This is a genomic window from Acinetobacter sp. AOR34_HL, assembly GCF_027854795.1.
GTDB classification, from domain to species: Bacteria; Pseudomonadota; Gammaproteobacteria; order Pseudomonadales; family Moraxellaceae; genus Acinetobacter; species Acinetobacter junii.
Genome location: NZ_JAKTID010000022.1, coordinates 99,815 through 113,956, shown reverse-complemented (window position 1 = coordinate 113,956; position 14,142 = coordinate 99,815). Strand labels below are relative to the sequence as shown.

Sequence of the window (14,142 nt, the reverse complement as noted above, 5' to 3'; positions counted from 1 at the left end):
CTGTAGTAATGAGCTTGATAAAACTATTTGCTAGTATGAGAAACAGAGGTAGAAGACGAACGAGTTTCTTGTTCTGTAGGTTGAATGTAGTGAACAATGATCATAATCGTCACAATAATTGCATAGAGAGCGGATACTGCAAAAATGATTTCATTTTCCATACTGTTAAGGAATACTGGTTTTTTACGATTTTTTTTCATGACGTGTGCTCTCCGTTAATTAAGGTAGAAAAGGGGTGGTGAGAAAAACAAAACCTATAGAAAAGAAAGAGGAGTCTTTCAAATGTGAAAATTGATTTCCATAGCTTGCATCTAGTTGAATAGAATCTTTATAAAGCATGTATCTAAAACCTGTTTGGAAAAATGAATCATTACGATCATTTCCATAAATTTCAGCAGTCAATGAAAATGGACTAGAAATTGATGCTTCTGTACCGATACCCCAAGTCGTTGAATTTTTTTGAGAGTGATTTTCATGTATCCATCCGAAATTGGTATGAAAAATGAAGCGATCATCCAAAATTGAGAGACTCATGGGTAAATTGATAAAAAAATCTTGATGAGAGGTTGTCTTTGTATTTATCTGTGTTCCAAATGAAAAGCCAATTCCCCAATCATTGGTTTCTAAAGGTTTTATGAGTGTTTTACCTTGTAAAGAGGCAAAGCTATTATGATCTGAATCAGAATTTAGGTGACCTATGCCGACTGCTAATTCAAAATTGCCACCAATATTACAAGCAGGGACTGCCCAAAATTCTTTATTATGTTGATTTCTTTGCATCCAAGTTTCTAGTTGGCAGCTTCTAGATGAAACTAGAGCTGCATCATCTACGACCATAGGGCGTCCTGCATAACTAGTGATGGGAATAGTAGCTAAGAGAATGTTGGTAATAAGTGTGCATTTTTTTAAAGTATATAATTTCATAGGCACTACTCCCATAAGTTATGGAGCGCATGCAAGTACTGGCAACTAAACATGTAGAAAACATGGTTGCTAATAGAAATAGAGAGAGGAAAAAGAAAAAGCCTCTCCTTGTATCCACAAGGAGAGGCTTAAAAGCTTCTGTGGATACTTAGACTATTACCGATCGACTACTACAGTCCCTCGAGCATGTACTCACAATGAAGCTCCTGAATAATTTGTTGTGCGGATTCTAAAATGATTCAAAATGAATAGCAAGTTAAAAATTAATGACATGATGATCGTATTTTAAATACTATTTTTTATAATAAATTTATATTTAATAGTTGCTTAGATTGGTTTTGAATTTAGTTTTAAATCGAAAAAAGTGGCTGGATATGAGTTTGAGCTCTGGATAAATATAAAAGAAATAACGGCTCTTTTCTGAAAATTTACGCAGAATTTACGCTGTTTACCATTTTGGATATAGATAATTTACGCAGTTAATTTCCATACTAATGCTGACCTATTTTTAAATGGCATTTGCTATGTGGGAATTTATCTCTGTATTTTTCTTTTCATTGCTGTTGGCTTATCCGCTTGGTCGTTATCTTGCGGATGTGATGCAAGCAAAGCCGATGAAAAGCGACGCTTTGTTTAAATGGATTGAGCAACCGATTTATGCTGTGCTCGGTGTCAAGCGCAGTGGGATGAACTGGCGACAATATTTGGGTGCTTTTGTTCTGAGCAATATTTTATTGCTTGGGGCAAGTGTCACAATTTTGATGACACAAGCATGGCTACCATTGAATCCTGATCATATTCCCAATATGAAATGGGACTTGGCTGTACACACAGCGATTTCTTTCTTAACCAATACCAATCAGCAGCATTATTCAGGGCAAGCACAACTGTCTTATTTTGCACAAATGACAGCCATTGTGGGATTGCAATATTTGTCGCCAATTATTGGGCTGGCATTGCTTGCTGCGATGTTAAGGGCTTTATTCCTGCAATCAGGCAGAGAAGAAGGTGCAGATAAGAAAGACTGGAATACGATTAATCTAGGTAATTATTGGATGGATATTATCCGACCATTATTTAGATTTTTTATTCCATTAAGTTTTATTTTTTCTTTACTGCTTACATTTCAAGGTGTCCCTGCAACACTCTCGGCGGGTCCAACAGCACAAGTCTTGGATCAAAGCACGGAAGTTAAAACTCAACATATTCCATTGGGTCCAGTTGCACCGATGGTGGCGATTAAACAACTCGGCAGTAATGGCGGTGGTTGGTATGGTCCAAATAGTAGTGTGCCATTAGAAAATCCAACACCATTGTCCAATGTGCTTGAAATGATTGCGATCTTACTGATTCCTCTATCTGTTGTATTTATGATTGGACGTTTTATCCAACGCAAAAAATTGATGTGGATGATTTTCGGGACAATGTTTCTGATGTCATTGGCTTCGACTTTACTTACGATATGGACTGAAAAATCTTCATTAATGCCAAATACAGCGTTACTTGAAGGAAAAGAAGTTCGTTTTGGTACAGATGCCTCTGCACTTTGGGGAAGTCTAACTACACAAGTGAATAACGGCTCAGTCAATATGATGCATGACTCGGCTTCTCCACTGACGGGATTGGTTGAACTATGCAATATGTTGATCAATGCCATTTGGGGCGGGATTGGCTGTGGTCTATTACAGTTCTTTATTTACCTGTTCTTGGCAGTATTTATTGCAGGCTTAATGACGGGGCGTACCCCTGAATTGTTTGGTCGAAAAGTTGAAGTGGCTGAAATTAAGTTATTGGCTTTGGTCATTCTGCTGCAACCTGTGGTGATTCTTGGTTTGACAGCGATTGCCATTGCATTTCCATCAATTACAGGCAATTCAAATCCAGCGTTCCACGGCATTAGCCAAGTGTTTTATGAATATGTCTCTGCTTTTGCTAATAATGGTTCGGGTTTCGAGGGCTTAGGTGATAACACGGTATGGTGGAATCTCAGTGCTAGTGTGGCCTTATTGGCAGGTCGTTATAGCGTCCTCATCATTCCAGTTTTAATCGCAGTGAGTTTGGCAACCAAACCACAAGCAGCGGAAACTAAAGGCTCTTTACATATCGAGTCCCCAACCTTTGCGTTGACCTTGATTGGGATCGTGTTGATTTTGACCTTATTGCAATTCATGCCAGTGTTGGTCATTGGACCAATTGCCGATTATTTATCTGTGCTATCTGTGAAAGTTTAAGCGTGGAGCGACAACAATGAAACATTCAAATGCGACACAACAAATGGATATTTTGAATAAAGAAATTATTCAGCAAACTTTCCATAAATTATTGCCACAGTATGCTTTTAAAAATCCAGTCATGGCATGTGTGTGGGTAGGCACAGTCTTAACCATTGCGGCAACTTTGATGGGCAGTACCAGTTTAGGTTTTGGGCTGTTATTGAGCTTGATTCTATTGGTCACGGTTTTATTTGCTAATTACGCTGAAGCGGTTGCAGAAGCTAAAGGGCGTGGACAAGCTGCATCTTTACGTCAGGCGCGTGAGAATTTAACCGCAAATCGGATTGTCGATCTCAACGCTGTACCAACCATGATTTCGGCAAATCTACTCAAGAAAGACGATTTAATCATCGTTAAAGCAGGTGAAATTGTGCCTGCGGATGGCGAGATTATTCAAGGCTTTGCCACGATTAATGAATCAGCCGTTACAGGTGAGTCTGCGCCTGTATTACGAGAGGCCAATACTGACCGTTCAGGTGTGATTGGTGGAACCAAAGTCTTAACTGATGAAATTATTATTCGTGTCAGCAGTGAAGCAGGTCATAGTTTCTTAGATCGTATGATCGCATTAGTCGAAGGTGCAAACCGTCAAAAAACGCCGAACGAAATTGCACTGAGTATCTTGCTCAATATCATGACCATTACCTTTATTGCTGTGGTTGTAACCTTACCTGTTATTGGTTCAATGGTCGGGATCAAAATCAGTATCGTATTGCTCATCGCATTATTAGTCTGCTTGATTCCAACCACGATTGGCGGTTTGCTGCCAGCGATTGGGATTGCTGGGATGAACCGTGCTTTAAAAGCCAATGTCTTAGCCAAATCAGGTAAAGCAGTTGAGGTTGCGGGTGATATTGATGTGTTGCTGTTGGATAAAACTGGCACGATTACCTATGGCGACCGTCAAGCCACTGCATTTTATCCATTGGCAGGTGTCAGCCCAAGTGAGTTACGTCAAGCTGCAATGTTAACTTCTTTTGCTGACCCAACCCCTGAAGGTAAATCAGTGGTGAGTTTAGGCAAAGAAATGGGCGAGAGTATTTGTGAACCTCAAAATGCTGAATTTATTCAGTTTAGTGCATCAACACGTTTATCTGGTGTGGATTTAGCCACTGGGCAAAAGATTCGTAAAGGCGCAGTGGATGCCATTCTTAAATTTACCAACCAAGAGATCAAGGATAACGTTGAGCTAAAAACTCGTGTAGAACAAGTCGCTTCTAAAGGTGCAACCCCTTTGGTAGTGGCTTCGAATCACAGTATTTTAGGTGTGATTGAACTTTCGGATGTGATTAAGTCTGGGATTAAAGAACGTTTTGCGCTGTTACGTGAGATGGGCATCAAAACCGTTATGGTCACAGGAGACAATCCATTGACTGCGGCAGCAATTGCAGCCGAAGCAGGCGTGGATGATTATATTGCGGAAGCGCGACCTGAAGACAAATTGGCGTGTATTCGTAAAGAGCAAGCTGCGGGTAAATTAGTGGCAATGGTTGGTGATGGTACCAATGATGCACCTGCCTTGGCGCAGGCAGATATTGGCTTAGCCATGAACTCAGGTACACAAGCAGCTAAAGAGGCTGGCAATATGGTGGATTTGGATTCAGATCCGACTAAATTGCTGGATGTAGTGGAAATTGGTAAACAGCAATTGATTACTCGTGGCGCATTAACGACATTCTCTTTAGCCAATGACGTTTCTAAATACTTTGTGATTTTACCTGCCTTGTTTGCAGTCGCAATTCCACAACTTGGGGTGTTGAATATTCTGCAACTCAGTAGTCCAAGTAGTGCAGTGATTTCAGCATTGATCTTTAATGCACTGATTATTCCGATGCTGATTCCATTGGCATTGAAAGGGGTGCAGTTTAAACCTGCCAGTGCTTTGCAATTGTTACGTCGTAATATGCTGATTTACGGTGTAGGTGGCGTGGTGTTTCCGTTTATTGCGATCAAGTTAATTGACCTTATTGTGTCATTGTGGATTTAGGAGCGAGCTATGAATACTTTATTGAATCATGAACAGTTGAATGAGAATACCCAAACCTTGCATATCTCTTCATCTGTTTTACGTCCGAGTATTGGTTTGGTTGTGGTTGGATTCTTAATCTCAGGGGCACTGTACTCCATGGCAAGTGTTTCATTTGCTCAGCTTATGTTTCCAAAGCAGGCAAATGGCAGTGTGATTGAACTGAATGGTAAGGTGATCGGTTCAAGTTTAGTGGGGCAGAATTTTGTCAGTGAAAAGTATTTTCATGCTCGTCCAAGTGCAGTCAGTTACAGTGTTGATGGCATGGCAGGCAGTAATTTGGCAGTTTCTAATCCTGATTTGCAAAAACAAATTAAGGAAAGAGCGGTACAATTTGCTCAAAGCAATCATATCACTGTACAGCAAGTACCGAACGATATGATGACTGCATCAGGCAGTGGGATTGATCCAGATATTTCACCTGAAAGTGCTTTATTACAGGTGAAGCGTTTGGCGCAGCAACGTCATTTAACGGAGCAACAAGTTCGTCAGGTCGTACAACAGCATATTCAGCCTACACAGTTCGGCATCTATGGGCAAGCGAGAGTGAATGTTTTGCAACTTAATTTAGCATTAGATCAATTATCTACGCATTAACATTTATCATGCCAATTTCAGGGATAGGGGCATCATGATGCAGATTGACCGTAATAACAAAGCAGATGCGTGGTTGGCACATAGTCAGCGCGAACAATCTGGACGTTTGACCATTTTCTTGGGTGCAGCACCTGGCGTAGGTAAAACCTATGCCATGCTCACCCGAGCGCATGAGCTGATGAAGCAAGGGCAGCATGTGGTGGTGGGCGTGGTGGAAACTCACGGTCGAGCTGATACTGAGCGTTTAATTCAGGGACTGAATGTTATTCCAAGAAAAGTTGTGGACTATCAAGGACGGACTTTGGAGGAGATGGATCTCGATCAAATCCTTAAATTAAAACCTGAAATTGTTTTGGTTGATGAGTTGGCACATCGAAATGTGCCGAACAGTCGGCATGAATTTCGTTGGCAGGATGTCAATGAATTGTTGGATGCAGGTATTAATGTCTATAGCACTTTAAATATCCAGCATTTAGAAAGTTTAAATGATGTGGTTTATCAAATTACAGGGATTCGAGTTAGTGAAACAGTTCCTGATGCTTTACTAAAACGTTTGAAAGATATTCGTTTGGTCGATCTGCCTGTACCTGAGCTGTTAGAGCGAATGAATCATGGCAAGATTTATTTTGCTGATGTTGCACCTCAAGCCTTACAGGGATTTTTTAAACCTGCACATTTAACCGCCTTGCGTGATTTAGCCATTCAAACTGTTGCAGGGCAAGTTGAACTGGATTATCGAGAGAAGTCTGCTGCACAAGGGCAGATCATCCCGATTCAAAATCATGTGATGTTAGCGATTGATGGTTCGGAATTTTCTGAAGACTTAGTGCGACGAGCACATCGGATTGCAGAAAGGCGCAATGCAACATGGAGTGTCATCTCAATTCAAAAAAGTAAGAGTGAAAATGCACAGACCCTTGCTGTGACCAAAGCTTTTAATTTGGCTCGTAAACTGGGTGCAGATACTTATTTATTGCATAGCAATCATATTGCATCGACCATTTTACAGGCTGCTTATGATTATGGTGCATCTAATATTTTATTGGGCAAGAGCCCTAAAAAGTCACTCTGGCAACGTTTGTTTTCAGATCACATTGCTGATCAACTGTTAGAGAAACAGCATCCTTTTGAAATTACTTTTGTTCAGCCATTACCGTCAAAACATAGCGATCATAAAGCAATTATCAATCTCTCTCATCATTCTTGGTTAGAACATGGGGTAGCATTCAATCAACGAGAAGTAATTGAAAGCATTGTGATTGTCCTGCTCGGCCTTATGGTGGCGGCAATCAGTGATCGATTTATTGGTTATAGTGATTTAGCCTTAATTTTCATTGTGACTGTGTTGCTGGTCGCAATGCGGGCACGAATGCTCATTACGATTATGAGCGTTTTTATTTGTTTTTTGCTCTATAACTATTTTTTTATCGAACCACGATTTACATTTATGATTAGTGCTGAACGAGGGGTGATTACCATTATCACATTTATCGTTTCAGCTTTATTGGTCGGGCGTTTAGCCAATCAATTACGTGCTCAGGTGCTTAGCCTACGTGCTGCAAATTCAGTGTCGTTACAGTTACAAGAATTAGAGCGAAAGCTATCGACATGTGTGAATATTGAACAGGCGATGACAGTCGCAAAGCAACATTTGGAAAGTGCTTTAAATGCAGCCGTTTGGCTTAGAATTGGAACATATGAATTAGGCGATGCCACTTTATTTAATGAAAAAGATCAGATCGCTGCAAATTGGACTCAGAAAAATGTGCAATCATGTGGGCGTTTTACTAATACCTTAACCCAATCTGAATGGTGGTTTAATCCACTGAATCTAGTGGGGGGGTATGGTGTCATTGCCATTCGATTTAATCAAAATCCTGAAAGTATTGGTTTTGAACAACAACGCCTTGTTGAGTTGATGATTGATGACATTGCCCAAACTGTTTCACGTGTACAGTTATCTTTACAGTTAGAAAACTCTCGTGTGGTGGCTGAAACGGAAAAGCTGCGTTCAGCCTTACTTTCATCTGTATCGCATGATTTACGTTCACCACTTGCAGCAATGATTGGTTCAGCTGATACACTCAAATATTATGGCGAACAGATGCCTGAAGCAGATCGTCATGAATTATTAGATACTATTCATATTGAAGGTGAACGACTGGATCGTTATATTCAAAACCTACTCGATATGACTCGCTTAGGACATCAAGGATTAACTTTAGCTCGAGACTGGATTGGTATGGATGAGCTGATTGGCTCTGCAACGCAACGGCTTAAACGTTACCAGCCGAATGTCAAAATCGATGTGACTTTAGCGGATGATTTGCCACAGCTTTATGTGCATCCTGCCTTGATTGAACAAGCCATTTTTAATGTCTTAGAAAATGCCGCCAAGTTCTCACCAGAGAATGTTCCGATTGAAATAAAGATTCAGCAAGAGGAACAATTTCTGCAAATTGACATTATCGATCAAGGGATCGGCATTCCTGAAGATGAACGTGAACAAATTTTTGATATGTTCTATACCATGCAACGCGGTGATCGAGGTAAAACGGGGACAGGTTTAGGACTGGCGATTGTCAAAGCCATTATCGGGGCACACATGGGGAGTATAGAGGCTTTGGCTGGGACACATGGTCAAGGTACTTTAATTAAGATACGATTACCACTTCATCAGGATTAAAATCATCGTTTATGCCACAAACATTAAACCATCAAGTATCAATTCTTATTATTGACGATGAACCGCAAATTCGGAGATTTTTGGACATCGCCTTACGTGCACAAGGTTATCAGGTGCATGTTGCTGAAAATGGCTTAAAAGGCTTAGAAATTTTGGTGACACAGCGTATTGGCTTATTGATCTTAGATTTAGGTTTACCTGATATGGATGGGCTGGAAGTTTTAACTGAGTTGAGACAATGGTCAGATATTCCTGTGATTGTGTTATCAGCACGTCCTGATGAAAATCAAAAAATTAAATTGCTCGATGCCGGTGCTAATGACTATGTGACCAAACCCTTTAGTATTCAGGAATTATCTGCACGAGTTAGGGTGATGTTTCGGACTAAGCCGCAACAGACAGAACAAGCCGAAATTTTTGATGATGGAACATTATTTGTTGATGTGATAGAGCATGTCGTAAAATTGGCTGGGCAAGAAATTGCTTTAAGTAAAAAAGAATTCCAGCTTTTAGCGTTATTAATAAGCCATCAAGGTAAAGTGGTTACACAAAAGCAAATTTTGACAGAATTGTGGGGAAGTACCCATGAAGAAGATACTCATTATCTACGCATCTTGGTGAAAAAACTGAGAGCGAAAATAGGGGATTCTGCTGTTACGCCAAAATATATTGCAACTATAGCAGGTATAGGGTTGCGGTTTTGTACGTCATGACATTTTAAACTTTTCTTTTTAAATACTTTATAAAATTTACGATCTTTTTACGTTACATTAAGGTTGCCCTAATTTATCGTATTTATACCAAAGTTAGTAAGGTTTAAAATTATGAGTACTGCACTCATGTTAAAAAATAAAGAGAAAAGTATTAAAATTGAAATGCCGTTTAATACTCAATCTTTAAATAATGTAGAAAGTACTTTGTTTTTAGAAGAGGTGAAGAATTATCTTTGCTCCTATCCAAACACGAAACATATTGATATCTGTTTGCATGATATAAATGGTCATATACGAGGAAAGCGTATAGACATAAGTTGTTTAAATAAATTATCTGATGGTTGTTATTTCCCATTATCTGTTTATGCAATGAGTCTGGATGGTAAAGTAATAGAAGAAACGGGTTTAGGTAAGTTTATTGGAGAGCCAGATTTCTTATGTAAGCCGATACTAGGCAGTTTAAAACCTTGTCCAATAGACCCTGAACATAATGCACAATTGTTTCTAACAATGAAAGATAATGAGTGTGATTGTCAATTTGAACCTAGAAATCTATTAAAGGGTATATTGAGCAAATTACATGAGAAAAATTATTACCCTTGTATGGCTGCTGAACTGGAATTTTACCTTTTCAATAATAATGGTTCAGAGAGTGAGATTGCGACTAATAGCCAGTGTTTTGATATCAATACACCAAGTGGCTATCAAGATGTCCTTGACGAAGTTGAACGTATAGCAATCTTACAAGGTATTAATATTACAGGGATGGTTGCTGAGTCATCTTCTGGGCAATATGAAATTAATATACAGCATAGTAATGATGTGCTGAAATTATGTGATCAAGTGATGTTATTGAAACGAACAATAAAACAGGTCGCATTAAAGCATGGTTTGAGTGCAAGTTTCTTAGCAAAACCTGATATGCATAAAGCTGGTAGTGGTATGCATTTTCATATGAGTATTTTAGATCAGAATAAACAGAATGTTTTTAGCACAGAAATAAAAGATTTATTATCACCCCAGTTGTTGAAAGTAATTAGTGGACTTGTTCTATTGTTACCTTCTTCAATGGCAGTCATTGCACCCAATGTAAATTCATTTAGACGATTTAGAATTGGCAACTATGTTCCTTTAGAAGCAAATTGGGGCGTCAATAATCGTAATGTTGCGATTCGGATACCATGTTCAGATACTGCTAACCAACGCTTAGAGTATCGTGTTGCTGGAGCTGATTGTAACCCTTACTTAACGGTCGCAATGATTCTAGTGGGGACATTACATGGTTTAACTCAAAACTTGGAAGTTCCTAAGCAAGCTAATCAGTTAAAACGTAAAGAAGAACATATTTTTTTAACGACAAATCAGTTAGAAGCTTTAGCACTTTTTAAGGAAAATAATATTATAAAAGAATATCTTGGAAAAGATTTTATTGATTTATGGTGTACTGTTAAACATGCTGAATATCAGAATATTTATAATCAAATTACAGCGATTGAACAAAATTGGGATATCTAGGAGTTTACGATGTACTATAGTCTAAGTTCTTCTAAGGATATGATTGAAAATCAGGAACTCACAAAAGATCTGTTTGCGAAGTACGATTTACAAATGATTGATACAGAAAAACTAGCACAGAAGTATTCAACAGCTTCAAAAAAGATGCAGAAATTAATTTCTGCAATTTTGAAAGAGAGAGGTTTTGATCGAAGTGAAATTGAAAGCTTGTTGAAATCTAATCAAAAAAACTAATTTAAAGGTTAGAAGCCTACTTGTATTTATGTGCAAATAGGTTTCTAACAAATTTTTTAATTATCTGAAATTATATTTAGTGCACTCTAAAAATATTTTGTTAAAGTAAAAACAGCAGCATTTTTAACACCTTTTTTATTGGTTTCTGTAAAACCACTAGTATCTATATTTGTACCAATAATGGCTAACTCTGCACTTAAATTCATTGGTTTATAGTTGTAAGTTGTTCCAATTTTCCAATCATAAAAATTATTTTCTGATTTTCCGCCATAAATTTCTTTATTGGATTTTGAGTAACCTAAGTTTGCAATTGCTCCAAAATTAGATTGAGCAAAAGGGATCGTGTATAAAATGTTAAAGTACCAATTATTTATATCCTCACCGATATTTTTGCTCATTGCTTCACCACCATATTTGTTTGTGTAGCTTATACTAGGGGTGAAATTGTCATTTTCGCTTAATAAATTTGTAAGAACGACTTTGATATAGTACTCGTTATAATTTAAATCACTCTTGCCAACATAATTGTATCTAAGCATGCCTACATCTAATGTTGGTTGTTTTTTACCTATATTAAATGAGGTGCTATAACCTATAAATGGGTCTAGCTCTAGATGTGCTTCATCACCAAAATCTACATTTGATGCAAATGCTGAAATATAGAATCCAGATGAGTGGTTTAAGAGAAAGTTTCCTTGAAAAGCAGTATCATTTTTTGTTTGGGTTTGACCACGCCAGCGATATTCACTTGCGAGAGAAGCATTCCCAGATAATTTAAAGTTTAAATTTTCAGAGTTTTCTGATGCTAATGTATAACTAGATGGTAGAGCTGAGAGCAAAACTAATAATTTATGAGAATTTCTCATAATATCCTCTATGAAATAATAGAAATTTGAGTGATGTATATTAAATTTTCATATGTCTATTTATAATAAAATTATCGTAAAATTTGCGTTAATAAAGCATAAACTATAACAAGGTTTTTATTTTTTAATAATTAAAGGTATTTAAATGTATAAACACGACATATTGAGTAGTCGTTCATATTTTTCATGGCATAAATTAAAAAGTATTGAAGAGTCCATTTTTGATTTTATCTAGATACACTGTAGGGCATTGCGCATGCTGTATCAATATTCATTTGCTTGGATTACTTAAACGATGATCAAGTTGTAGTTGAATAGATTTGCTGAAATTTTTTTTTGGGGAGTGATATATTGCACTATATGGCATTCTATCTTTTGAAGACAATATATGCAAAGTACTGCAAAAAAAGCAGCATTGCCCGCTACAGCATTGGCGGCATTAGGGGTGGTGTTTGGAGACATTGGAACAAGTCCTTTATACGCATTAAAAGAATCTTTCCATGCTGCACATGGTTTAGGGATTCAACCTGAAAATGTATTAGGAATTTTATCAATTATTTTTTGGTGTTTAATGCTGATTATCAGTATTAAATACATTGCAATCGTAATGCGTGCAGACAACAACGGCGAAGGCGGGATCATGGCGTTACTCGCTTTGAATCTGCGTAAAGCGAAAATATCTGATAGTAAAAAAATTTATCTCATCGCGATTGGTTTTATTGGTGCTTCTTTATTCTTTGGAGATGGCATCATTACCCCCGCGATTTCCGTACTGTCAGCGGTGGAAGGTTTATCCATTGCCACAAATGTACTTGATCCCTTTATTATACCGATAGCGATTGTTATCGTGATCACATTGTTTTTCATGCAGAAGCATGGTACAGCTTTTGTAGGAAAATTCTTTGGCCCCATTACCCTAGTTTGGTTCTTATCGCTAGGTATTTTGGGGATTGCCAGTGTGATACAGACACCAATTGTATTGGGAATGATTAGTCCACATTGGGCTATACAGTTTATTTTCACCCATCCTGTACAGTCCTTCTTTATTATGGGGGCTGTAGTTTTAACAGTAACAGGAGGAGAGGCGTTATATGCGGATATGGGTCACTTTGGGGCTCGACCAATTCGATTTGGATGGTTTAGTGTCGTACTACCTTGTTTAGTACTTAACTATGCAGGTCAGGGTGGCTTATTACTGCGTAATCCAGCAGCAATCGAAAACCCATTCTATTTATTAGTACCTAGTTGGGCTTTATACCCAATGATTATTTTGGCAACCGTAGCTGCTGTAATCGCATCTCAAGCTGTGATTTCTGGGGTTTTTTCGATAGCACGGCAAGCGATTCAATTGGGTTATTTACCACGGCTTAGTATTAAACATACTTCAGATTCTGAAGAAGGGCAGATTTATATTCCTTTTCTGAACTGGTTATTGTTAATTGCAATTTTGATTCTGATTTTAATCTTTCAGACCAGTTCAAATCTTGCTAGTGCATATGGTTTAGCTGTGACATTAACAATGCTATGCGATACGATTTTGGTCGCAGTCTTTGTTTACTACGCATGGAAATGGAGCTTACCAAAGGTATTTCTTTTGATTATTCCATTCTTCATTCTAGAGTCTGTTTTAGTTGCCGCTGCATCTTTAAAAATGTTCTCTGGTGGTTGGGTACCATTGTTAATAGGTGGTGTTGCAATAGTTATTCTAATGACGTGGAAACGAGGTCGTGAGCTTACTTTCTCAAAGCTTGAACATGACACTCTATCGATTGATTTATTTGTGAAAAGTATTGGTGATAATGTGCATCATGTATCAGGGGATGCAGTATTTTTAACAGGTACTCCAAATGTAGTTCCACATGCGATGTTGCATAATATTAAACATAATAAAGTTCTTCATGAACGCAATATTTTAGTGACTGTAGTGGTTGAAGATGTACCTTTTGTACCGCATGAGGAACGTATTAGTGTGGAAAGCTTAGACGGACATTTTTATCGCATTAAAATATTCTACGGTTTTAAGGATGAGCCGAATGTACCACGTGCATTGGTTCAAGCTTATGAGCAATTAGAATTTGAATATGATTTAATGCAGATTAGCTTCTTTGTCTCACGTGAGCGTATTATACACAGTGTGGGTGATGGTATGGCACCTTGGCGTGAGCACTTGTTCATTTCAATGCAGCGTAATACCAGCCCAGTCAGTGATTTCTATCAGATCCCGACCAATCGTGTAGTGGAGTTAGGTAGTCAGATCGAAATTTAATAAAATTACATGCTACGATTTTTCTTATTAAGTGGAGGCTAT

The 14,142-nt window shown here is 38.1% G+C and carries 11 protein-coding genes; 8 read left to right on the top strand and 3 right to left on the bottom strand.

What is annotated here, in order from left to right:
- Positions 1-23: 23 nt before the first annotated feature.
- Together MKL32_RS02980 and MKL32_RS02975 are read right to left on the bottom strand one after the other, a co-directional pair.
- Positions 24-200, bottom strand: coding sequence for a hypothetical protein (locus MKL32_RS02980; protein ID WP_270900144.1), 177 nt, complete (start codon positions 198-200; stop codon positions 24-26).
- Positions 201-219: 19 nt separating this feature from the next.
- A complete protein-coding gene (locus MKL32_RS02975) occupies positions 220-930 on the bottom strand; it encodes a hypothetical protein (protein ID WP_228272814.1) in 711 nt (236 codons plus the stop codon).
- 518 nt (positions 931-1,448) lie between these two features.
- On the opposite strand from MKL32_RS02975, the gene kdpA reads away from it, so the two are divergent.
- The 7 genes from kdpA (at position 1,449) to MKL32_RS02940 (ending at position 10,968) form a co-directional block, all read left to right on the top strand.
- Positions 1,449-3,155: a potassium-transporting ATPase subunit KdpA gene (gene kdpA, locus MKL32_RS02970; RefSeq protein ID WP_151816979.1), complete on the top strand. Its 1,707-nt coding sequence runs from the start codon at positions 1,449-1,451 to the stop codon at positions 3,153-3,155.
- A 16-nt stretch (positions 3,156-3,171) separates the two neighbouring features.
- The gene (gene kdpB / locus MKL32_RS02965) at positions 3,172-5,184 is read left to right on the top strand and encodes a potassium-transporting ATPase subunit KdpB (protein WP_151816980.1); all 2,013 of its coding nucleotides are present in this window, start codon (positions 3,172-3,174) and stop codon (positions 5,182-5,184) included.
- Between the two features lie 9 nt (positions 5,185-5,193).
- Positions 5,194-5,820 carry a potassium-transporting ATPase subunit KdpC gene (gene kdpC / locus MKL32_RS02960; RefSeq protein ID WP_151816981.1) on the top strand — a complete coding sequence of 209 codons (627 nt, stop codon included), beginning with the start codon at positions 5,194-5,196 and terminating at the stop codon, positions 5,818-5,820.
- 37 nt (positions 5,821-5,857) lie between these two features.
- Complete coding sequence (locus MKL32_RS02955) at positions 5,858-8,506, top strand: sensor histidine kinase (protein WP_151816986.1); 2,649 nt, start codon at positions 5,858-5,860, stop codon at positions 8,504-8,506.
- 11 nt (positions 8,507-8,517) lie between these two features.
- A complete protein-coding gene (locus tag MKL32_RS02950; protein WP_151816982.1) occupies positions 8,518-9,219 on the top strand; it encodes a response regulator in 702 nt (233 codons plus the stop codon).
- 111 nt (positions 9,220-9,330) lie between these two features.
- Complete coding sequence (locus tag MKL32_RS02945; RefSeq protein ID WP_151816983.1) at positions 9,331-10,734, top strand: glutamine synthetase family protein; 1,404 nt, start codon at positions 9,331-9,333, stop codon at positions 10,732-10,734.
- Between the two features lie 9 nt (positions 10,735-10,743).
- On the top strand, positions 10,744-10,968 hold the full coding sequence (locus MKL32_RS02940) for a hypothetical protein (RefSeq protein WP_151816984.1): 225 nt from the start codon (positions 10,744-10,746) through the stop codon (positions 10,966-10,968).
- Positions 10,969-11,054: 86 nt separating this feature from the next.
- On the opposite strand, the gene MKL32_RS02935 is transcribed toward MKL32_RS02940, so the two are convergent.
- Positions 11,055-11,834 (bottom strand): TorF family putative porin, encoded by a 780-nt coding sequence (locus MKL32_RS02935; RefSeq protein WP_151831336.1) that lies wholly within the window; start codon positions 11,832-11,834, stop codon positions 11,055-11,057.
- Between the two features lie 388 nt (positions 11,835-12,222).
- On the opposite strand from MKL32_RS02935, the gene MKL32_RS02930 reads away from it, so the two are divergent.
- Complete coding sequence (locus MKL32_RS02930) at positions 12,223-14,100, top strand: potassium transporter Kup (protein WP_151817065.1); 1,878 nt, start codon at positions 12,223-12,225, stop codon at positions 14,098-14,100.
- The last annotated feature ends 42 nt before the right edge of the window (positions 14,101-14,142 follow it).